This window comes from Streptomyces sp. NPDC004539, assembly GCF_040610055.1.
In the GTDB taxonomy this organism is placed as follows: Bacteria; Actinomycetota; Actinomycetes; order Streptomycetales; family Streptomycetaceae; genus Streptomyces.
On the sequence record NZ_JBEXLS010000055.1, the window covers coordinates 11,985 to 33,847 of the forward strand.

Below are 21,863 nucleotides of genomic sequence, written 5' to 3' on the forward strand. Positions count from 1 at the left end.
ATGGGTACGCGCACCGGCACGCTCGCGGCCCTGATCCTCGCGGGCCTCACCGCTGTACCCCCCGCCTCCGCCGCCGAACTCCCCTACTCCGAGCAGTGCACCTTCCCCAACGGCAAGTACCAGGGCCGCCCCTGGTCCCTGCAACGCGTCATGCTGGACGAGCTGTGGACCCAGTCCAAGGGCAAGGGCGTCAAGGTCGCCGTCATAGACACCGGCGTGGACGTCAGGAACCCGCAGCTCACGGGCGCGGTCGACGCCAAGGCGGGCAAGACGTTCAAGCCGGCCGTGAAGGGGGACGACGGCAAGCCCCTCGACTGGGGCAACGGCACCGGCACGACCGACACCGTCGGCCACGGCACGAAGGTCGCCGGCATCATCGCGGCCCGCCCCGCCGAGGGCACCGGCTTCGTGGGCCTCGCCCCCGAGGCGACGATCATCCCGCTCAAGCAGAACGACGCGGAGGGCCACGGCACACCGGACACCCTTGCGGACGCGATCCGCTACGCGGTGAGCGCCGGGGCCGGGGTCATCAACATCTCGCAGGACACGACAGGCGCCAGGAAGCCCTCCGACAGCCTGCGCCAGGCCGTCGAGAACGCCCTCGACAAGGGCGTCGTGGTGGTCGCCTCCGCCGGCAACGACGGCACCGGAGGCAACGTCAAGAAGACCTACCCCGCCTCGTACGACGGTGTCCTCGCCGTGGCCGCCTCCGACCGGAACAACGAGCGCGCCGCGTTCTCCCAGTCCGGCGACTTCGTGGGCGTCGCCGCGCCCGGCGTCGACATGATCTCGACGGTCCCGGCGGGCGGCCACTGCGTCGACAACGGCACGAGCTTCTCCGCGCCGTACGTCGCCGGCGTCGCCGCGCTGATCAAGGCGAAGCACCCCGACTGGACGGCCCGCGAGGTCGTCGCCCAGATCGAGCAGACGGCGGAGCGGACGATCGCCGGGCACGACCGCCTCGTCGGCTGGGGCGTCGTCGACCCCGTCCGCGCGCTGACCGAGGACGACCACCCGATCGAGTCCCCCAGCGCCGACCAGGGGCTGAGCCGGGCGGAGGCGCCGACGCCGGCGAAGTTCCACCTCGGGGAGACACCGGGGGAGCGGAACGCGCGGCTCGCGACGTACGTGGCGGTGGGGGCGGCGGTGCTGGTCGCGGGGATCAGCGGGGGAGCGGTGGCGATCAGGGACGCGCGCAGGAGGCGGGAGCGGGTGCGGGCGGTGGGGTGAGGCGGTGTGATGTGGGAGCGGCTGGTCATGGTGAGGTCAAGCGCTGGCCAGACCGTCCCCAACCGCCCGTATGAGCTGGGTATGCGTTCGCTACAGCGACCATGAAATGTCGGTATTCGCCCCGTCTCCCGCTGGCTACTGTGAGGGCCCCGCAAGGCCCGTGTTCACAGTGATTCGCAGAAGGAGACGGTGGTGGGGACAGCGAACGCATCGCGCCTGCTCGACTACCTGGAGCCCCCGGCCGGCCCCGCGCCCGAGCCGGTGGGCCTCCGCAGGTCGTGCTTCCTGGACTACGACCTCCCGGCCCCCGCCGTCCCCCCGTACCACACCCCGGTGCTGGTCCCCGCGCATCCCCGGTACGCCGACGGCGTGCCCTACATCGTCTACGAACTGTTCGCCCACCCGGACGCCGGGACGGTCGCCCTCGCCTTCACGACCCCGCGCAGGCTGGTCGAGGCCCTCGGTGCCGCCCAGCCCTGGGTGGCGACCTCCCTCGGCGTCCTGGCCACCGGTATGCGCGAGCACGGTGTGACGGTCCGCCTCGACCCCTCGGTGAGCGCCCCGCACTGGACGCCGGCCGACCTCGCCGCGTACGCCGGGGCGGTGCGCTGATGGACTTCCAGGTCGTCCTCTCCGACCTCACCTCCATGGCCTCCACCCTCCACACCCAGGCCACCGACTACCGCACCCTCCACCCCCAGGTCACCCCGGCCGTCGTCAGCGCCGGCGACCCCGGCCTCGACCACGCCGTCTCCCAGGCCGCCCACCTCATCTCCGCCCTCCACACCCTCTTCGCCGACCGCCTCGACGACCACGGCGACAAGGTGGCCTACGCCCGCGACTCCTTCCACCGCCACGACATCGACGTCCACGGCCTCTTCGAGGACCTCATGAAGGGCGAGGGCTGATGACCGACAGCTGGATCGGCGGCGACATCGGCGGGCTGCGCGCCATGGGGACGTCGTACAAGAACGCCAAACCGGCCCTGGAAGCGGTGATCACCCCCATCACCGACGAGGTCGAAGCCCTGGTCAAGGACGCGGGCTGGCAAGGCGAGGCGGCGGAGAAGTTCCGCGCGAGCTGGAGTGAGGACGCCCTGACAGCCGGAGCCTTCGGCGGCCTGGTCGAAGCCGTCGGCACCATCCTCGACACCCTCGCCGACCACCTCTCCGCCTGCGAGACCGCCCTCCAGAACGCCCAGCACACCGCCACCCGCCAGGGCGTCCCCACCGACCCCCACGGCACCCCCCTCCCCTTGACCACCTCCAACCCTCCCTCCCCCGCCGACCACAAAACCCTCTCCGCCCTCACCGAATACACCACCGCCCGCACAGACATCCTCCACACGGCCCAGCACGCACGACTGCTGGCGGCGGATCAGCTGACGGCGCTGTGCGCGGAGGTGACGGACCCGGTCTCCACCGGCGACAAGGTCACGATCGCGGACTATCTGCGGGGCCTGTACGCCTACGACGCCGAGGACGCGCGGGCCGGCGGGGCCAAGGCCCGTACCGAGATCGACGCGGCCAAGGCCGACGTGCAGTCCGCCAAGAAGGAACTGCGCGCCGAGCGCAAGGCGTTCCAGAAGGCCGGCCGCGCGATGCCGGACGACCTTCCCGCCAAGAGCGCCTACCGCGACACCCTCATGAAGGTCGACTCGCTGGAGGAGGCCATCGTCCGGGCCGACCACGGCAGCACGGCCCTTCCGTACGACCGGCAGCTCAACGTGAAACTCTCCGACGCCGCCGACGCCCTGCGCGCGGGCAAGAGCCTGGAGAAGCTCCCGGACTTCCTCAAGGAGGTACCGGTCCTGGACGTCGCCGCGGCCGGCGCCTGCGGCATCCTGGAAGCCTCCGACGACCACGACAAGGGCTGGTCCTGGCAGCACTCCGTGGCCGTCGACGGCGGTGCGAACCTCGCGGGTCTCGCCGTCGGCACGGCCGTCGTCGCGGGGGTCGTGGCCGCGGCTCCGGTGGAGATACCGGCCGCCGCGATCGCCGTGGGCGGCGGTCTGGTGGTGATCGGGACGACCGGAGTCATCGATCACGGCCTGCACGAGCACTGGAGCGAGGACATCCACGACCACGGAGTGGTCGGCGGCATCCTCGACGGCACCGGGAACGTCCTGTCGGAGACAGGGGACGACTACACGCGACTGCTGAAGGACACCTGGCATGGCATCACGAGCCTCTTCTGAGCGGTCGGCGCCTCCGATCCCGTCCCTCCCCGGCCTGGGCACCACCTGGCACACCCGAGGCACCCCCTACTGGCTCCGCCGTGCCCGTACCGCCCTCCTCTTCCTCCTCCTGCTGGCCTTCCTCTGCTTCGCGGCCTTCAGCCTGTACCGGGGCTTCCGCAGCGTCCTCCCCGCCCCCGTCCGCACCTCCTGGGACTGGACCCAGCTCCCACTGGGCGCGCTGGCGGCGGTCTGGGGCTGGCGTATCCAGCGCCGTGCCGTGGCGAGGGACCTCACGAACCCCCCGACCCCGGCGGAGTCCCGGGCCCGCAAACGCTCGGAACAGTCCCGTACCACCCCCCTCGCCCTCCTCGGCCGCATCCTCGCCCTCCTCGCGGCCCCCGTCATGCCGTCCCTCGCGGCCCTCGCCGTCGGCTGGACACTCGCGATGCTGACGGTCCGCGAATACCCGAGCGAGGTCGGCGCAAGGCGCTGGCTGGAGGCTCAGGGAGCCGGGTGAGGACAGGTGCACGACCGACGAAGGACGACCGACACAGTGCTGAGAACATCTCCGGGAGCCCGTACGCCCCGAGCCCCCGTCGACATCCCGCGGCTGCCGAAGCTGGGCACCTCCTGGTACGACCGCGGCGCCCGCTACTGGCTCTCCCGCACCCGCACGACGCTGGGCCAGCTCCTGACGATGGGGATGGTGTCGTTCTTCTACGTCGCGCTCTACGTGGGCTTGACCGGCGAACTGCCCGCCACGGTCCGCCTGGTGCTGAACTGGCTCCAAGCCGCCGCCTCCTGCGTGACGTTCGTCCTGGGCTGGCGCAACCAGCGCCGAGGCCACCGAGAGGCCCTCCGCACCCCGCCCACCCCGGAGGAGACCTGGGCCGCCAAACGCGCCCACAACCGCCGCGCCACCGGCATCGTCCTTTCCGGCCGCGCCAACTGGATACTCCTCGCCGCCCCGGTCCTCCCGGCGTTCTTCGCGTACTACGACGGCTGGGTGGCCGCCTGGCTCACGGTCCGCGAATACCCGAGCGAGGTCGGCGCAAGGCGCTGGCTCCAAGAGAACCGGGGGAGTTGAGGAAATGCCCCGGATCTCGACAACTTCGTAACTGGGGCAACACGAAGTTCGGTTGGCCGCGAAAACCGCAAAGACTACAGTGGTCGCCGAGTGTGCCGCACAGGCCACACGCGGTCCGGCGCTCGATGCGACCGCGAACGGGGAACGGGGAGGAGAGGCCGCGATGCCTGTCCGGGGGACATCGGAGATGTGTACGCCCCGACCTCTGACATGCCACGCCCTCAGGGCAGTTCACGAAGGGAAGTCCGCCAATGGTGGCTGGGCAGAAGCTCAATGACCAGCAAGTCATCGCGCTCGAAAAGGAAATGGTCGAGCGCTACGAGTCGATCCGCGGCCAGCTGAGCCGGCTCCAGGGAACCCTGGACACCATGGAGGCCAACTGGCGCGGCATCGGCGCCAACGCCTTCAACAAGAAGCAGATCGAGATCAACGAGGGCGTCAAGAACATCGGCGACCTGCTGACCTGGTTCCTGGAGAACATCAACGAGACCCGCAAGCTCTCCAGCAAGACCGACGACGCCGTGCACGCCTCCGTGCAGAGCATCGACGTCCAGTACGGCGCCTCGAAGTCCGCCCTCAGCAGCTACTGAGCCCCCCTCCACCCCACCGACCCACAGAAAGAGGACCCGGCATGGTCAACGTCCACGACGGCGAGATGGCGGTCAAGTACGGCGGTCTCGACGCGATCACCACCGAGCTCGGCGCCCAGGCGGCCAAGCTCGAGGAGGACCTCGGCGCCCTCAAGGCCGCCGTCCTGCGCGCCGCCGCCGGCTGGGAGGGCGAGGCCGCCGACGCCTTCGGCCAGAAGATGAAGGAGTGGGACGCCAACGCCGCCAACATCCACTCCGCCCTCGTCAGCATCGGCCACAAGGTCACCGACGCGAGCGGCGACTACCGCGGCAGCGACCTGAAGGCGGCCAGCTACTTCTAGCGGCCCGGCAGGACCAGCACCCGAAGGGGTGGGCACACACGGGAGGTGCCCACCCCTTCGCCATGCCACCGCACCGAGATCCGGGGGACCCCACCATGACCACGACCCGCCCGACGGCCACCGCCGTCCTCACCCTGGCCGCCTGCGCCCTGCTCCTCGGCTGCTCCGGCTCCGTGAGCATCGGCAACGCCACCCCGAAGCTGTCCGCCGCCAAACTCTCCGGCAGCGACGGCGCCACCCTGGGCGTCTCGGTCGAGGTCACCTCCGTCGAGGGCGACCAGATCAACTTCGACATCGAGGCCGACGAAACGCCGTCCCCGGCCCCGAACTGACGGCCCCGAACACACCCCACCCCACCCACCGGACAGGGCGCGGCCCCCCACAACCGCCCCGCGCCCCACCCCGCCCCTCCCGCTCTCAGTAAGCCCCCTCCGGCAACCACCCCACCTGAGCCAACGGCTTCCCCCGCTTCCGCGACACGAACACCCCCCGCCCCGCAGGCATCGGCCGAGGCCGCACCCCCGCGAGGAGATCCCCCTCCGAGGGGTCCCCGGCGAGGACCATCCCCTGGGCCCCCAGCTCCTTCATCCGCTGCATGAACGGCTCGTACGCCGCCCGCCCGGCCCCCGCAGTGGAGCGCGCGATGATGAAACGGACCCCGACGTCACGGGCGAAGGGAAGGAGCTCCGTCAGCCCGGCGAGCGGATTGCCGCTGGACGTGGAGACGAGGTCGTAGTCGTCGATGACGACGTACACCGTCGGCCCCCGCCACCAGCTCCGGTCCCGCAGCTGCTGGGCCGTCACATCGGCGGTCGGCGTCCGCCGGGTCATCAGGTCCGCGAGCGCGGCCATGTGATGGTCCATGTTGTTGGACATCGGGATGTACTCGGCGAGATGCGAGGCCGGCGTCACGTCCAGCAGCGACCGCCGGTTGTCGACGACGAACAGCTTGCACTCGTCCCCGGAGTACCGCTGCGTCACCTGCTTGATCAGCAGCCGCAGCAGATTCGACTTCCCGGACTCGCTCTCCCCGAAGACCAGGAAGAACGGGTCCTGCTCGAAGTCCACGAAGACCGGTTCGAGGTTGTCCTCGTCGAGCGCGAACGCGACCCCCCGCCCCGGGAACCGGTCCCCGGCGGGCAGCTCCTTCGCGGGGAACTCCCGCGGCAGCAGCCGCACCTCGGGCGCCGGCGAGGACTGCCAGTGCCGGGTCACCTCCGTCGCGAGCGCCTGCGTCGCGTCCGAGAGGTCCGTGTCCGACGCGAGCCCGTCGATCCGCGGCACCGCAGCCATGAAGTGCAGCTTCTGCGGGGTCTGCCCCCGCCCCGGCACCCCCGTCGGCACGTTCGCCGCGACCTTCCGGTCCAGCTCGGAGTCCATCGTGTCCCCGAGCCGCAGTTCGAGCCGGTTCATCAGATGGTCCTTCAGCGACGAACGGACCTCCATGGACCGCGACGCCGTCAGGATCACGTGCACCCCGTACCCGAGCCCCCGCGCCGCCATGTCCAGCACGACCGGGTCGAGCGCCTCGTACTCCGTACGGAAGCTCCCCCACCCGTCGACGACCAGGAAGACGTCCCCCCACGGCTGGTCCGCGACCGAGATGTCGCCCCGCGCCCGCCGGGTCCGGAAGTCCGCGATGGACGGGATGCCCGCCGACCGGAAGTACTCCTCCCGGCGCGTCAGGACGCCGTACACCTCCGCGACCGTACGCCGCACCCGCTCGGGGTCGAGCCGGGAGGCCACCCCGCCGACGTGCGGCAGGCCCTCGACGGCCGACATGCCGCCCCCGCCGAAGTCGAGCCCGTAGAACTGCACCTCGTGCGGCGTGTGGGTGAGCGCGAACGCCGAGATGATCCCGCGCAGCAGCGTCGACTTCCCGGACTGCGGCCCGCCCACGATCTGCATGTGCCCGGCCGCGCCCGAGAAGTCGAGCCACAGCGGATCACGCCGCTGCTCGAACGGCTTGTCGACGATCCCGACGGGGACGACGAGCCGCCCGGCCCCCTCGTACCCCGGCTGGGTCAGCCCGCGTCCCGGCACCGCCGTCAGCCCCGGCAGCAGCGAGTCCAGCGACGGCGGGCTGTCCAGCGGCGGCAGCCACACCTGGTGTGCCGCCGGTCCCTGCGCCTCAAGCCGCCGCACGATCACGTCCAGCACGGTGTCCGCGAGCGCGTCGTCCACCTCCGGCTCCGCGCTCGCCCGCTGCCGCTGCACCGGCACATAGCTCACCGGCACCTCGGCCGCCGTGAACAGCACCGGCCGCCGGTCCACCGGCAGCGGCCCCCCGCTCACGGCCGCCCGCTGCGCCCCCGACCGGTACACCCCGGACACGTACGCCGCCTTGAACCGCAGCATTTCGTCCGTCCCGAACTTCAGGAACCCGGACCCCGGCACGTTCGGCAGCTCGTACGCGTCCGGCACCCCGAGCGCCGCCCGCGACTCGGCCGCGGAGAACGTCCGCAGCCCGATCCGGTACGACAGATAGGTGTCCAGACCGCGCAGCCGCCCCTCCTCCAGCCGCTGCGAGGCCAGCAGCAGATGCACCCCGAGCGAGCGGCCGATCCGCCCGATCTGCACGAACATCTCGATGAAGTCCGGCTTCGCGGAGAGCAGTTCGCTGAACTCGTCGATCACCAGCACGAGCGTCGGGATCGGCTGGAGCGCCGCCCCCGCCGACCGCGCCTTCTCGTAGTCGTGGATGTTGGAGTAGTTGCCCGCGTCCCGCAGCATCTCCTGGCGCCGGTTCAGCTCACCGCTGATGGAGTCCCGCATCCGGTCGACCAGCGTCAGATCGTCCGCGAGGTTCGTGATGACGGCCGCGACGTGCGGCATCTGCGCCATCCCGGCGAAGGTCGCGCCGCCCTTGAAGTCCGCGAGGACGAAGTTCAGCGTCTCCGAGGAGTGCGTCACCGCGAGCCCCAGCACCAGCGTCCGCAGCAGCTCCGACTTCCCCGAACCGGTCGCGCCCACGCACAGCCCGTGCGGCCCCATGCCCTCCTGCGCGGCCTCCTTCAGGTCCAGCATGACCGGCCGCCCGTCCTCGCCGACCCCGATCGGCACCCGCAGCCGCTCGGCCAGCGACCGCGCCCGCCAGGTCCGCTTCGTGTCGACGGAGGCCGCGTCCCCCAGGTTCAGCAGATCCGTGAACTCCAGGTTCGCGAGCAGCGGCTCGTCGTCGTCCCCGCCGGACGCCATCCTGAGCGGCGCGAGCTGCCGCGCCAGCGCCTCGGCCGACTCGTACGACAACGCGTCGGGCGTCCCCTCGTACACCAGCCCGCCCGGCCCCGACTCCAGCCGCAGCACCCCCGGCCGTACGACGATGCCGAGTTCGCCGCCGGTCCCGGTCAGCTCCCCGGGCACGACCTCCAGCAGCGTCACCCCCTGGAGCCCCTCCGGATTGGCGAGGACGGAGTCCGGGGGCAGCGAGACGCCGTCGAGGACGACCACCAGATGCGGCAGGTCCGGCAGCGGGGCGGCGTTCGGATGGAAACGCGGCCGGCCCGTCAGCCGGGCGGCGAGCAGGTCCTCCAGCGCGGTGACGTCCGTCCCGATCAGCCGGCGGCTGCCCGCGCCGTCCACGTCGCCCGGCGACTGCGTGTGCGGCAGCCACTTCGCCCACTCCCAGTGCGCCAGCGCCTCCCGGCCCGCCGCGACCACCAGGACCAGGTCCTCGGGGGAGTGCAGCGCGGCCAGCGAACCCGTCATGGCGCGCGCGGAGGACCGTACGCACTGCGGGTCCCCGCTGACCGTCACGTGGTAGAAGGCGCGCAGGGACACCGCCATCGGCAGGTCCTCCAGCGTGCTGTGCACGGCCAGGAAGCGTTGCAGCGCGCCCGCCGTGAGCGGCTCCAGCTGCTCGACCGGCGCGGTCTCCGGGGCCACCAGCGCCGTCGACAGCCCCTGCGCGCCGAGCCCGACCCGCACCTGCGCGAAGTCCTCGTCCCCCGACCGCCGCTCCCACACCCGGCTGCCCTCGGCGACCAGCGCCCACAGCTGCTCGGGGGAGGGGTTCAGGAAGTACTGCGCGTCCCGCTGCGCCCTCGCCGTGCCCTGCGCCGCGCGCCGGGTCTGCGACAGATAGCTCAGGTAGTCGCGCCGCAGGTCGGCGAGCTGCCCCTGGTTGCCGCGCCGGAAGCGCACCACCATCGCGACCGACATGGCGACCGTCGACGCGATCATCACCATGCCCATGATCCGCATGAACGGCTGGCCGCTCGTGAAGAAGAAGACCACCGAGCCGCCCATGCCGAGCGTCGGCAGGAGCTGCATCAGGACGCTCTCCTGAGGTCCGCGCGGCAGCTCCGGCGGCGGCTGAAGGACGATCTCCTGCGTGGGCACCTCGGACGGCAGCACCCGGGGCGGGCGCCGTACGACGATGTGGCTCACTGCTCCCCCAAGATTCACTGGCCGGCCCCCCTGAAGACCTGCGTGGGGCCGCCGCGCGATCCTACTGACTTCCCCCGTGACGGGAGGGCGGTAGGGTGCCGGATGTTCGCGTGAGCACACGCGCGCGGGGGCGGAGGAAGCGGGTGTTCCGGGCAATCCGGGGCGCCTCGGAGCACCCCCGACCACGCGACTGCACATGTGCGACCGCCGTCCCGGCAGCCACACCCGGGACCTTCACACCGCAGGCGCGGAATCATCACCGAGGGGGATCAGTCAGGTGAGCATCACGGCACCCGGCACGACAGGAGCCGGCACGGGAACGGGACTCGGCTACTGCCGCGTCACGATCGTCGCCCCCGACAGCCGCATCGACGTCGCCCTGCCCGACGACGTCCCGGTCGCCGACCTCTACCCGGAGATCCTCCGGCTCTCCCAGCAGAGCCCCGCCGAGGGCGCCCCGGTCGGCTACCACCTCGTCCGGCGCGACGGCACCGTCCTCGACAGCTCCCGCTCCTTCGCCGCCCAGCGCCTCCTCGACGGCGAACTCCTCACCCTGCGCCCCTTCGCCGAGTCCCTGCCGCCGGCCGTGTTCGACGACGTCTCCGAGGCCGTCGCCTCCGCCGTCACCAGCGAACGCACCCTGTGGGACGGCGACCTCACCCGCGCGGCCGGCCTCACCGGCGGCGGCGTCCTCGCCGCCCTCCTCGCCTTCGTCGCCTGGACGGGCGACCCCCGCCACGACATGCACGGCCTGCCCGGCGTCCTCGCCGGAGTCGCCGGCGTCCTCCTCCTCGTCCTCGCCTGCGTCCGCGCCCGGATCTACGACGACCGCGCCTCCGCCGTCGCCCTCGGCCTCGGCGCCCTGCCGGGCGTGGGCGTGGCCGGCTCCGGGCTCCTCCCGCTCGCGCACGGCGAGGGCATCGGCAAACTCCAGTTCCTGCTGGCCTGCGCGGCCGTCCTGCTGGCCGCCGTCGTCCTCACGATCTGCTCGCCGAGCGGCGACGGCCCTTTCGTCGCCTTCGTCCTCGCCTCCGCCGTCGGCCTCGTCGCCCTGTTCCTCGCGCTCCTCGCCGAGGACTGGACGCCCGCCGAGACCGCCGCCCTCTGCGCCCCGGTCGCGGTCGTCGGCCTCGCCTTCCTGCCCGGCCTGTCGATGCGCTTCGCCCGCCTGCCGATCGGCTTCGACGCCCCGAGCGGCGCCGCCCGCAGCCGCTACGACACGGAGGCGCCCGCCCCCGAGCCGGTCGACGCCGAGCGGATCGCCGCCCGCGCCCGCCGGGGCCACGAACTCCTCGTCGGCCTCGTCGGCGGCTGCGCGGTCGTCGCCGTCGCCTCCGCCGCCGTCCTCGGCTTCTCCTCGAACGTCTGGGCCCAGCTCCTCGCCTTCGCGACCGGCGTGGCCCTGATCATGCGCGCCCACCTCTTCCGCTACACCGCCCAGGTCGCGCCGGTCGTCGCCGCCGGGCTCGCCTCGCTCGTCCTGCTCGGCCTCGGGCTCGCGCTCAACCCGCCGCAGGCCGTCACGCGCTCCGCCCTCGACGGCGACCTCTCCGGCTTCGAGCTGCGCACGATCTGGCTCGTCGCCGCCATCGGCATCGCGATCGCCCTGGTCACGACGGTCGGCCTGCTCGTCTCCCGGGGCGGGCTCACCCCGTTCTGGGGCCGCTTCCTGGAGATCGCCGAGTCCTTCGTCCTGCTGACGCTGATCCCGCTCGCGCTGGCGGTGTTCGACGTGTACTCGACGGTCCGCTCACTGACCGGCTGACGTCGGCGCACACATGAGGGAGGGCCGGTATGAAATTCATACCGGCCCTCCCTCATGTGCAGGGAACCTCAGCCCTCCTGCGCGGCCAGCCCGCCATTGCGCTCGGTCGGCTCCAGGTCGAACTCCCCGTCCCGCGCCCCCAGCACGAACGCCGTCCACTCGGCCTCCGTGTACCGCAGCACGGTGTCGTGGTCGAGGGAGGAGCGCATGGCCACGGCGCCGTCGGGCAGGTCGGCGATCTCGACGCGCTCCTCGTGCTCCTCGGTGCCCGGCGCGCTGCGCCACACGACGCCGGAGATGTCGAGGGCGTACAACTCGTCCCGCTCCCGGTCCTTACGGGCCTTGCGTTCCTCTTCGGTCTCGGCCATGGCGGCTCGGGTCCTTTCCTCAGTGCCAACGAGCGGTACGGACACCTTACTTGTGGTCATCTCCCCAGGCCGGGGGTTCCCGCGAGGCGGGGGCCCGGCGGGAAAACCGGGCGAGAGCGGGTCCGCGCCCTGGTACTCTTGCCCTCGGCCGTCGCGTGCACGCACCCTCACCGGTGCCTCCCGGCGGACCGGCCCAGGCGAGTCACCGAAGCTCCCCCGAGAGTCAAACCGGGGGCACTCGCGGGCACCACACAGGATTGAGGAACAAGCGTGCCGCTCGATGCCGCAGTGAAGAAGCAGCTCATCGCCGAGTTCGGTGCCAAGGAGGGCGACACCGGTTCCCCCGAGGTCCAGGTCGCCATGCTCTCCCGTCGGATCTCCGACCTCACGGAGCACCTCAAGACGCACAAGCACGACCACCACTCCCGCCGCGGTCTGCTGATCCTCGTCGGTCAGCGCCGCCGCCTTCTCCAGTACCTGGCGAAGAAGGACATCCAGCGCTTCCGTGCGCTGGTCGACCGGCTCGGCATCCGCCGCGGCGCGGCCGGCGGCGCGAAGTAACACGTTGTGGAGGGGAGCGGTTCCCGTGATCATCGGGAGCCGCTCCTTTTGCTGTACGCAGAGACGGAAACGTGCGGAGTGTCACCACCCCTTTGTAGTGTGGTAGCACAACGCAGCACATACGAGGAGAAGCGCACCCTCGACGCCGCCGGTCCTCGGTAGTGGTCCCCGGGTACACGACCCGGAGGCTTCGATCGAAGACCGGCCCGCACGGCGCGCTTCTCCGCCCGTCCCCCCTGTCACACGGACAGCCGGGGACAAAAGACGAAAACAGACGAGTAAATGGAGAACACGCTAGTGGAGAACGAGACCCACTACGCCGAGGCCGTCATCGACAACGGCGCCTTCGGCACCCGCACCATCCGCTTCGAGACCGGCCGCCTCGCCAAGCAGGCCGCCGGCTCCGCGGTGGCCTACCTGGACGACGACACGATGGTGCTGTCGGCCACCACCGCCTCCAAGAACCCCAAGGACCAGCTCGACTTCTTCCCCCTCACGGTGGACGTCGAGGAGCGGATGTACGCCGCCGGCAAGATCCCCGGCAGCTTCTTCCGCCGCGAGGGCCGCCCCTCCGAGGACGCGATCCTCACCTGTCGCCTGATCGACCGCCCGCTGCGCCCGTCCTTCAAGAAGGGCCTGCGCAACGAGATCCAGGTCGTCGCGACGATCATGGCCCTCAACCCCGACCACCTGTACGACGTCGTGGCGATCAACGCCGCCTCCGCGTCCACCCAGCTGGCCGGCCTGCCCTTCTCCGGCCCGATCGGCGGCGTCCGCGTCGCGCTGATCCGCGGCCAGTGGGTCGCGTTCCCGACGCACACCGAGCTCGAGGACGCCGTCTTCGACATGGTCGTCGCGGGCCGCACCCTGGAGGACGGCGACGTCGCGATCATGATGGTCGAGGCCGAGGCCACCGAGAAGACCATCCAGCTGGTCAAGGGCGGTGTCGAGGCCCCGACCGAGGAGGTCGTCGCCGCCGGCCTCGAAGCCTCGAAGCCGTTCATCAAGGTCCTGTGCAAGGCCCAGGCCGACCTCGCCGCCAAGGCCGCCAAGCCGACCGGCGAGTTCCCGATCTTCCTGGACTACCAGGACGACATCCTGGAGGCGCTCTCCGCCGCCGTCCGCTCCGAGCTGGCCGCCGCGCTCACCATCGCCGGCAAGCAGGACCGCGAGGCCGAGCTGGACCGCGTCAAGGGCCTCGCCGCCGAGAAGCTGCTCCCGCAGTTCGAGGGCCGCGAGAAGGAGATCTCCGCCGCCTACCGCTCCCTGACCAAGCAGCTCGTCCGCGAGCGCGTGATCAAGGACAAGAAGCGCATCGACGGCCGTGGCCTCACGGACATCCGTACGCTCGCCGCCGAGGTCGAGGCGATCCCGCGCGTGCACGGCTCCGCGGTCTTCGAGCGCGGTGAGACCCAGATCCTGGGCGTCACCACCCTCAACATGCTCCGCATGGAGCAGCAGCTGGACACCCTCTCCCCGGTGACCCGCAAGCGCTACATGCACAACTACAACTTCCCGCCGTACTCCACCGGCGAGACTGGCCGCGTCGGCTCCCCGAAGCGCCGCGAGATCGGGCACGGCGCCCTCGCCGAGCGCGCCCTCGTCCCGGTCCTGCCGACCCGCGAGGAGTTCCCCTACGCGATCCGCCAGGTCTCCGAGGCGCTCAGCTCCAACGGCTCGACGTCCATGGGCTCGGTCTGCGCGTCGACGATGTCCCTGCTGAACGCCGGTGTCCCGCTGAAGGCCCCGGTCGCCGGTATCGCGATGGGCCTGATCTCCCAGGAGATCGACGGCGAGACGCACTACGTCACCCTCACCGACATCCTCGGTGCGGAGGACGCCTTCGGCGACATGGACTTCAAGGTCGCCGGCACCAAGGAGTTCGTGACGGCCCTCCAGCTCGACACGAAGCTCGACGGCATCCCCGCCTCCGTCCTGGCCGCCGCCCTCAAGCAGGCCCGTGACGCCCGCCTCCACATCCTCGACGTGATGATGGAAGCGATCGACACGCCGGACGAGATGTCCCCCAACGCCCCGCGGATCATCACCGTCAAGATCCCCGTGGACAAGATCGGCGAGGTCATCGGCCCGAAGGGCAAGATGATCAACCAGATCCAGGAGGACACCGGCGCCGAGATCACGATCGAGGACGACGGCACCATCTACATCGGTGCCGCCGACGGCCCGGCCGCCGAGGCCGCCCGCACCACGATCAACTCGATCGCCAACCCGACCATGCCGGAGGTCGGCGAGCGCTACCTGGGCACGGTCGTCAAGACGACCACCTTCGGCGCGTTCGTCTCCCTGCTCCCCGGCAAGGACGGCCTGCTGCACATCTCGCAGATCCGCAAGCTCGCCGGCGGCAAGCGCGTGGAGAACGTCGAGGACGTCCTCGGCGTCGGCGCCAAGGTCCAGGTCGAGATCGCTGAGATCGACTCCCGCGGCAAGCTCTCCCTCATCCCCGTGATCGAGGGCGAAGACAGCAGCGACGACCAGAAGGACGACACCGACAAGTGACGTCGAGCAGTTCAGTGACGACGGCCCGCGCCTCCTCGAAGGCGCGGGCCGTCGCCCGTACCCAAACCCTCATCACCGGCGAGAACGGCATCGGCACGGTCCGCAAGACCACCCTCCCGGGCGGCCTGCGCATCGTCACCGAGACCCTCCCCTCGGTCCGCTCCGCGACCTTCGGCATCTGGGCGCACGTCGGCTCCCGCGACGAGACCCCGGCCCTGAACGGCGCCACGCACTACCTGGAGCACCTGCTCTTCAAGGGCACCACCAGCCGCAGCGCCCTCGACATCTCCGCCGCCCTCGACGCGGTCGGCGGCGAGATGAACGCGTTCACGGCCAAGGAGTACACGTGCTACTACGCACGCGTCCTCGACACCGACCTCCCCCTCGCCATCGACGTCGTCTGCGACATGCTGACCGGCTCCCTGATCCTGGAGGAGGACGTCGACGTCGAACGCGGCGCCATCCTCGAAGAGATCGCGATGACGGAGGACGACCCGGGCGACTGCGTCCACGACCTCTTCGCCCACACGATGTTCGGCGACACCCCCCTGGGGCGCCCCGTCCTCGGCACGGTCGACACGGTCAACGCCCTCACCGCCGACCGCATCCGCCGCTTCTACAAGAAGCACTACGACCCCACCCACCTGGTCGTCGCCGCTGCCGGCAACATCGACCACGACAAGGTCGTCCGCCAGGTCCGCGCGGCCTTCGAGAAGGCGGGTGCCCTCAAGAACCCCGACGCCGTCCCGATCGACCCGCGCGACGGGAAGCGGACGATCCGCACCGCCGGGCGCGTCGAACTGACCGGCCGCAAGACCGAGCAGGCGCACGTCGTCCTCGGCATGCCGGGCCTCGCCCGCACCGACGACCGGCGCTGGGCGCTCGGCGTGCTGAACACCGCCCTCGGCGGCGGCATGTCCTCGCGCCTCTTCCAGGAGGTCCGCGAGAAGCGGGGCCTGGCGTACAGCGTCTACTCGTACACCTCCGGGTTCGCCGACTGCGGCCTGTTCGGCGTGTACGCGGGCTGCCGGCCCTCGCAGGTCCACGACGTCCTGAAGATCTGCCGCGACGAGCTCGACCAGGTCGCCCGCGACGGCCTCACGGACGACGAGATCACCCGCGCGATCGGCCAGCTCCGCGGCTCCACCGTCCTCGGCCTGGAGGACACCGGCGCGCTGATGAACCGGATCGGCAAGAGCGAGCTGTGCTGGGGCGGCCAGATGTCCGTCGACGACATGCTGGCCCGTATCGCGTCGGTCACCCCGGACGACGTCCGCGCGGTGGCGCGCGACATCCTGGGACAGCGCCCGTCGCTGTCGGTCATCGGTCCCCTCAAGGACAAACAGGCGGCCCGCCTGCACGACGCCGTCGCCTGACCCCTCCCCGCTGAAGGAAGCACGAACATGAGCAAGCTGCGCGTGGCGGTCCTCGGCTCCCAGGGCCGCATCGGCTCCGAGGCCGTCAAGGCCGTCGAGGCCGCCGAGGACATGGAGCTGGTGGCCGCCCTCGGCCGCGGCGACCGCCTGGAGACGCTGGCCGAGACCGGCGCCCAGGTCGCCGTCGAACTCACCACCCCCGCCTCGGTGATGGGCAACCTCGACTTCTGCGTCCGGCACGGCATCCACGCCGTGGTCGGTACGACGGGCTGGACCGACGACCGCCTCGCACAGCTGCGGACCTGGCTCGCCCAGTCCCCGGCCACCGGTGTCCTGATCGCCCCGAACTTCTCCATCGGCGCGGTCCTCACCATGAAGTTCGCCCAGCTCGCGGCGCCCTACTTCGAGTCGGTCGAGGTCGTCGAACTCCACCACCCCAACAAGGTCGACGCCCCCTCCGGCACCGCCGCCCGCACGGCCCAGCTCATCGCCGAGGCCCGCGCGAAGGCGGGTACGGCCCCGGCGCCCGACGCGACGGTGACGGCCCTGGACGGCGCGCGCGGCGCCGACGTCGACGGCGTACCCGTCCACTCGGTCCGGCTGCGCGGGCTGCTCGCGCACCAGGAGGTCCTGCTCGGCGGCGAGGGGGAGACCCTGACGATCCGGCACGACTCCCTGCACCACAGCAGCTTCATGCCGGGCATCCTGCTGGGCGCCCGCCGGGTGGTGTCGACGCCGGGCCTCACCTTCGGCCTGGAGCACTTCCTGGACCTCGGCTGATGCGCGCCAAACTCTCCTATGCCGTCACGGCCGCCGTCCTGCTCTTCTACTTCGCGCTGGTCGGCAGCCGCGGCGTCATGCTCATCCAGACCGGCACCCTCCTGACGGTCACCTTCGGCGTGGCCGTGCTGATCCTGCCGGTCATCGGCGTCTGGTTCCTCTGGAAGAACACCCAGTTCGTCCGCAAGGCCAACGCCCTCGCCGCGAAGCTGGAGGCGGAGGGCGGCCTCCCGGTCGACGAACTCAAGCGCACCCCGTCCGGCCGTATCGACCGCTACTCCGCCGACGAGGTCTTCGAGAAACGCAAGGCGGAGACGGAGGCGGCGCCGCAGGACTGGCGTACGTGGTTCCGCCTCGCGGTGGCCTACCACGACGCGCGGGACACCCCGAGGGCGAGGAAGGCGATGCAGCGGGCGATAGCCCTGCACGACGGGTCGTGAGCGCGTTCAGCGCCGTGAAGGTGTTCAGCGGTTCTCCGCCGCCCACGCCTCCACCATGTCCGCCGCCCGCTCGAACGCCTCCGCGCGCGCCAGGAAGTCCGCGTTGTGGCTGGTCAGCAACACCGCCACACCCTCGGTCCCCGGCCGCGACACGACCAGCGCCTGCCCCTGGACCGTCCGCGGCAGCCCCAGCCACCGCACCGGCTGCTGCACGGTCCGCACCCCGCTGACGTCACTCCACGCGACGGTCCGCGTCACGAGGAACCCGACGTGCCGAAGCCCCCGCACGCTCACCCACACCCCCATCCGCAGCAACCGCAGCGCGCAGACGATGACGACCGAGGCGATGGCGAACACCGTCGCCGCCTCCGACACCGACCCGGTGAGCGCGATCAGCACCGCCGCGAACAGCACGAACGACGCGACGAGCAGGGACACGGCCGCCACCCCGACCCGCCAGGGCCCGGGCCGGTAGGGCCGCCGCCACCGCTCCTGGTCGACGAAGGGCAACGCCTCCTCGTCCAACGGGTTCACCGGATCGAAGGTGCGGTCGGCCGTCAGGAAGGGCAGGGGCACGACTGGTCCTCACTCGCTGTGCACGGGGGGCTGTGCCGGTGAGGCTATCCGCCGCCGTCCCCGCCCACCACCATCGGGTGCGCGCGCCGCGTCACCGCGCCTGGGAGACCTCCGACGCCTGCGCCCCCTGCGCCGACTGCGACTGATCCACCGTCAGGGCGGGCATCCCGATCACCAGCGACCCCACGAGCCCGGCCACGACCGTCAGCCCCAGCAGCCAACTCCCGGCCCGCTCGGCCCTGGACGCGCGCTGTCTGGGCGGCGGCGTCACATCGCTGCGAAAGCGGTCGGCCTCGGCGACGAAGGCGAAGGGTATGGACTCACGCCGGCGGAACATCGGAGGAGCTCCTTCCAGAGTTCGGGTTCCAGGATGCAGATCACTGTCCGTCTACAGAGAGGACGAACGGGACGCCCGATCGGTGCCCGAGCGGGCCGTGATGCTCGCGGGCACAGATGTACGGTTCAGCCGAGCGAAGTGTCCGTATTGCGGCATTTAGCGAAGTTCATCTAGCCTGATCAAACGGACCCGGCACTGCTTGAACCCCCGAGCAGGCAGTGCCGGGCTCCACCTTTGTCATGACTTTTCCCCGGACCGAGGGCAGACCGCGCGATGTACACCGAGTAGCGTGTAACCCATGGCTCCGACCTCCACTCCGCAGACCCCCTTCGGGCGGGTCCTCACCGCCATGGTCACGCCGTTCACGGCTGACGGCGCGATCGACCTCGACGGCGCTCAGCGACTCGCCGCCCACCTGGTGGACGCCGGCAACGACGGCCTGGTCGTCAACGGCACCACCGGTGAGTCCCCGACCACGTCGGACGCGGAGAAATCGGACCTCGTACGAGCCGTCCTGGAAGCCGTCGGAGACCGCGCCCACGTCATCGCGGGCGTCGGCACCAACGACACCCACCACAGCACCGAACTGGCCAGGGCCGCCGAGAAGGCCGGCGCCCACGCCCTCCTGGTCGTCACCCCGTACTACAACAAGCCCCCGCAGGAGGGCCTGTACCGCCACTTCACCACCGTGGCCGACGCGACCGGCCTGCCGGTCATGCTCTACGACATCCCCGGCCGCAGCGGCGTCCCGATCAGCACGGACACCCTGGTCAGACTCGGCGAGCACCCCCGGATCGTCGCCAACAAGGACGCCAAGGGCGACCTCGCCGCCGCGAGCTGGGCCATCGCCCGCTCCGGACTCGCCTGGTACTCCGGCGACGACATGCTCAACCTCCCCCTGCTCTCCGTGGGCGCCGTCGGCTTCGTCTCCGTCGTCGGGCACCTCGTCACCCCCGAACTCCGCGCGCTGGTCGACGCGTACACCTCGGGCGACGTCCAGAAGGCGGCCGAGATCCACCACCGCCTCCTCCCGGTCTTCACGGGCGTCTTCCGCACCCAGGGCGTCATGACCACCAAGGCCGCGCTCGCCCTCCAGGGCCTGCCCGCGGGCCCCCTGCGCCTCCCCATGGTCGACTGCTCCCCCGAAGAGATCGCCCAGCTCAAGATCGATCTTGCCGCGGGCGGGGTACAGCTCTGACAACAGACTTCACAACTGAATCTTCATAACCGAACAGAAAACGGAACGGGCCACGAGAGCCCACCGTCAACACCGACAACTGCGTAAGCACGAACGTCACACGCGCCACGTGCCCCTGGCACGTGGCGTGTCGTGGTGAGGAGAGTCTTTTGAGTCATCCGCATCCCGAACTGGGCCGTCCCCCGACACTCCCCGAAGGCGGCCTCCGGGTCACCCCTCTCGGCGGCCTCGGTGAGATCGGCCGCAACATGACGGTCTTCGAGTACGGCGGCCGTCTCCTGATCGTCGACTGCGGAGTGCTCTTCCCCGAGGAGGAGCAGCCCGGAATCGACCTGATCCTGCCGGACTTCTCGTCCATCCGGGACCGCCTCGACGACATCGAGGGCATCGTCCTGACGCATGGCCACGAGGACCACATCGGCGGCGTCCCCTTCCTCCTGCGGGAGAAGCCGGACATCCCGCTGATCGGCTCCAAGCTGACCCTCGCGCTCATCGAGGCCAAGCTCCAGGAGCACCGCATCCGCCCCTACACCCTTGAGGTGGCCGAGGGGAACCGCGAGCGCATCGGCCCCTTCGACTGCGAGTTCATCGCCGTCAACCACTCCATCCCGGACGCGCTGGCCGTGGCCATCCGCACCCCCGCGGGCATGGTCGTCCACACCGGCGACTTCAAGATGGACCAGCTCCCGCTGGACGGCCGCCTCACCGACCTGCACGCCTTCGCGCGGCTCAGCGAGGAGGGCATCGACCTGCTCCTCGCCGACTCGACGAACGCCGAGGTCCCCGGCTTCGTCCCGCCGGAGAAGGACATCTCCAACGTCCTGCGGCAGGTCTTCGCCAACGCGAGCAAGCGGATCATCGTGGCGAGCTTCGCCAGCCACGTCCACCGCATCCAGCAGATCCTGGACGCGGCCCACGAGTACGGCCGCAGGGTCGCCTTCGTCGGCCGCTCGATGGTCCGCAACATGGGGATCGCCCGCGACCTCGGCTATCTGAAGGTCCCGCCGGGCCTGGTCGTCGACGTCAAGACCCTCGACGATCTGCCGGACCACCAGGTGGTCCTGGTCTGCACGGGCTCCCAGGGCGAACCGATGGCCGCCCTCTCCCGGATGGCCAACCGCGACCACCAGATCCGCATCGTCGACGGCGACACGGTCATCCTGGCCTCGTCCCTCATCCCCGGCAACGAGAACGCGGTCTACCGCGTGATCAACGGCCTCACCCGATGGGGCGCCAACGTCGTCCACAAGGGCAACGCCAAGGTCCACGTCTCGGGCCACGCCTCGGCCGGCGAGCTGCTGTACTTCTACAACATCTGCCGCCCGAAGAACCTGATGCCGGTCCACGGCGAATGGCGCCACCTGCGCGCCAACGCGGAACTGGGCGCCATGACCGGCGTTCCCCACGACCGCATCGTCATCGCCGAGGACGGCGTCGCCGTCGACCTCGTCGAGGGCAAGGCCAAGATCTCCGGCAAGGTCCAGGCGGGATACGTCTACGTCGACGGCCTCTCCGTCGGCGGAGTCGGTGAGCCGGCGCTGAAGGACCGCAAGATCCTCGGCGACGAGGGCATCATCTCGGTCTTCGTGGTCGTCGACTCCTCCACCGGGAAGATCACCGCGGGCCCGCACATCCAGGCCCGTGGCTCCGGCATCGACGACTCGGCGTTCGACGGGGTGCTCCCGAAGATCAACGAGGTCCTCGAACGGTCGGCCCAGGACGGCGTCGTCGAACCCCACCAGCTCCAGCAGCTCATCCGCCGGACGCTGGGGAAGTGGGTCTCCGACACGTACCGGCGCAGGCCGATGATCCTGCCTGTGGTCGTCGAGGTCTGAGTCAACTGGGAGCGGGGCCCCTCGATTTGCATCGGGGCGCCCCGCTCCAGTACGTTTACGGCTCCGCCTCGGAGGGAACCCGGTTGGTTCGCGAGGAGGTGGGAAATCCGGCTCAGAACTTCTGATAAAGTCGGAACCGCCGGAAAGGAAACCGCGAAACAAAAGCGGAAACCTGGAAAGCGCCGAGGAAATCGGATCGGAAAAGGATCTGATAGAGTCGGAAACGCAAGACCGAAGGGAAACTGCCCGGAGGAAAGCCCGAGAGGGTGAGTACGAAGGAAGCGTCCGTTCCTT

The 21,863-nt window shown here is 70.8% G+C and carries 22 protein-coding genes; 17 read left to right on the forward strand and 5 right to left on the reverse strand.

Going from position 1 to position 21,863, the window contains the following annotated elements; all coding sequences use genetic code 11:
* From mycP to ABZX85_RS49735, 9 genes are all read left to right on the forward strand, one after another.
* A complete protein-coding gene (mycP, locus tag ABZX85_RS49695) occupies positions 1-1,230 on the forward strand; it encodes a type VII secretion-associated serine protease mycosin (RefSeq protein ID WP_355885036.1) in 1,230 nt (409 codons plus the stop codon).
* Positions 1,231-1,422: 192 nt separating this feature from the next.
* Complete coding sequence (locus tag ABZX85_RS49700; protein ID WP_355885037.1) at positions 1,423-1,842, forward strand: SAV_915 family protein; 420 nt, start codon at positions 1,423-1,425, stop codon at positions 1,840-1,842.
* Positions 1,842-2,138 (forward strand): DUF6317 family protein, encoded by a 297-nt coding sequence (locus tag ABZX85_RS49705; protein WP_355885038.1) that lies wholly within the window; start codon positions 1,842-1,844, stop codon positions 2,136-2,138. The genes ABZX85_RS49700 and ABZX85_RS49705 overlap by 1 nt, the downstream gene beginning before the upstream one ends.
* A complete protein-coding gene (locus ABZX85_RS49710; RefSeq protein ID WP_355885039.1) occupies positions 2,138-3,427 on the forward strand; it encodes a hypothetical protein in 1,290 nt (429 codons plus the stop codon). Before ABZX85_RS49705 ends, ABZX85_RS49710 begins: the two co-directional genes overlap by 1 nt.
* Entirely contained in the window at positions 3,405-3,926 is a 522-nt protein-coding gene (locus tag ABZX85_RS49715; RefSeq protein WP_355885040.1) for a hypothetical protein, read from the forward strand. Before ABZX85_RS49710 ends, ABZX85_RS49715 begins: the two co-directional genes overlap by 23 nt.
* A gap of 36 nt (positions 3,927-3,962) precedes the next feature.
* On the forward strand, positions 3,963-4,496 hold the full coding sequence (locus ABZX85_RS49720; protein WP_355885041.1) for a hypothetical protein: 534 nt from the start codon (positions 3,963-3,965) through the stop codon (positions 4,494-4,496).
* Between the two features lie 251 nt (positions 4,497-4,747).
* Positions 4,748-5,086, forward strand: coding sequence for a WXG100 family type VII secretion target (locus ABZX85_RS49725; RefSeq protein WP_355885042.1), 339 nt, complete (start codon positions 4,748-4,750; stop codon positions 5,084-5,086).
* 41 nt (positions 5,087-5,127) lie between these two features.
* On the forward strand, positions 5,128-5,427 hold the full coding sequence (locus tag ABZX85_RS49730) for a WXG100 family type VII secretion target (RefSeq protein WP_355885043.1): 300 nt from the start codon (positions 5,128-5,130) through the stop codon (positions 5,425-5,427).
* Between the two features lie 95 nt (positions 5,428-5,522).
* Entirely contained in the window at positions 5,523-5,759 is a 237-nt protein-coding gene (locus ABZX85_RS49735; protein WP_355885044.1) for a hypothetical protein, read from the forward strand.
* A gap of 85 nt (positions 5,760-5,844) precedes the next feature.
* On the opposite strand, the gene eccCa is transcribed toward ABZX85_RS49735, so the two are convergent.
* Positions 5,845-9,816 (reverse strand): type VII secretion protein EccCa, encoded by a 3,972-nt coding sequence (gene eccCa / locus ABZX85_RS49740; RefSeq protein WP_355885045.1) that lies wholly within the window; start codon positions 9,814-9,816, stop codon positions 5,845-5,847.
* Positions 9,817-10,093: 277 nt separating this feature from the next.
* Between eccCa and eccD the strand changes: the two genes are divergently transcribed.
* Positions 10,094-11,581, forward strand: a complete 1,488-nt coding sequence (gene eccD / locus ABZX85_RS49745) for a type VII secretion integral membrane protein EccD (RefSeq protein ID WP_355885046.1) — start codon at positions 10,094-10,096, stop codon at positions 11,579-11,581.
* 68 nt (positions 11,582-11,649) lie between these two features.
* Here eccD and ABZX85_RS49750 read toward each other — a convergent pair whose 3' ends face one another.
* Entirely contained in the window at positions 11,650-11,949 is a 300-nt protein-coding gene (locus ABZX85_RS49750) for a DUF397 domain-containing protein (RefSeq protein ID WP_355885047.1), read from the reverse strand.
* A 270-nt stretch (positions 11,950-12,219) separates the two neighbouring features.
* Here ABZX85_RS49750 and rpsO point away from each other — a divergent pair, with 270 nt between their 5' ends.
* The 5 genes from rpsO (at position 12,220) to ABZX85_RS49775 (ending at position 17,623) form a co-directional block, all read left to right on the forward strand.
* Positions 12,220-12,510 carry a 30S ribosomal protein S15 gene (rpsO, locus tag ABZX85_RS49755; protein WP_355885048.1) on the forward strand — a complete coding sequence of 97 codons (291 nt, stop codon included), beginning with the start codon at positions 12,220-12,222 and terminating at the stop codon, positions 12,508-12,510.
* Positions 12,511-12,807: 297 nt separating this feature from the next.
* The gene (locus ABZX85_RS49760) at positions 12,808-15,027 is read left to right on the forward strand and encodes a polyribonucleotide nucleotidyltransferase (RefSeq protein ID WP_355885058.1); all 2,220 of its coding nucleotides are present in this window, start codon (positions 12,808-12,810) and stop codon (positions 15,025-15,027) included.
* Complete coding sequence (locus ABZX85_RS49765) at positions 15,024-16,403, forward strand: pitrilysin family protein (RefSeq protein ID WP_355885049.1); 1,380 nt, start codon at positions 15,024-15,026, stop codon at positions 16,401-16,403. Before ABZX85_RS49760 ends, ABZX85_RS49765 begins: the two co-directional genes overlap by 4 nt.
* A gap of 27 nt (positions 16,404-16,430) precedes the next feature.
* Entirely contained in the window at positions 16,431-17,183 is a 753-nt protein-coding gene (gene dapB, locus ABZX85_RS49770) for a 4-hydroxy-tetrahydrodipicolinate reductase (RefSeq protein ID WP_355885050.1), read from the forward strand.
* Positions 17,183-17,623 (forward strand): hypothetical protein, encoded by a 441-nt coding sequence (locus ABZX85_RS49775; protein ID WP_355885051.1) that lies wholly within the window; start codon positions 17,183-17,185, stop codon positions 17,621-17,623. The genes dapB and ABZX85_RS49775 overlap by 1 nt, the downstream gene beginning before the upstream one ends.
* A gap of 24 nt (positions 17,624-17,647) precedes the next feature.
* Here the strand turns inward: ABZX85_RS49775 and ABZX85_RS49780 are convergent, their stop codons facing one another.
* A complete protein-coding gene (locus ABZX85_RS49780; protein WP_355885052.1) occupies positions 17,648-18,199 on the reverse strand; it encodes a hypothetical protein in 552 nt (183 codons plus the stop codon).
* A 91-nt stretch (positions 18,200-18,290) separates the two neighbouring features.
* Complete coding sequence (locus ABZX85_RS49785; RefSeq protein ID WP_355885053.1) at positions 18,291-18,536, reverse strand: hypothetical protein; 246 nt, start codon at positions 18,534-18,536, stop codon at positions 18,291-18,293.
* 298 nt (positions 18,537-18,834) lie between these two features.
* Here ABZX85_RS49785 and dapA point away from each other — a divergent pair, with 298 nt between their 5' ends.
* Positions 18,835-19,734 carry a 4-hydroxy-tetrahydrodipicolinate synthase gene (gene dapA, locus ABZX85_RS49790; protein WP_355885054.1) on the forward strand — a complete coding sequence of 300 codons (900 nt, stop codon included), beginning with the start codon at positions 18,835-18,837 and terminating at the stop codon, positions 19,732-19,734.
* A gap of 149 nt (positions 19,735-19,883) precedes the next feature.
* Positions 19,884-21,569, forward strand: coding sequence for a ribonuclease J (locus ABZX85_RS49795; RefSeq protein ID WP_355885055.1), 1,686 nt, complete (start codon positions 19,884-19,886; stop codon positions 21,567-21,569).
* Between the two features lie 112 nt (positions 21,570-21,681).
* Here ABZX85_RS49795 and ABZX85_RS49800 read toward each other — a convergent pair.
* On the reverse strand, positions 21,682-21,863 hold a 182-nt coding region (locus ABZX85_RS49800), incomplete at its 5' end, for a hypothetical protein (RefSeq protein WP_355885056.1).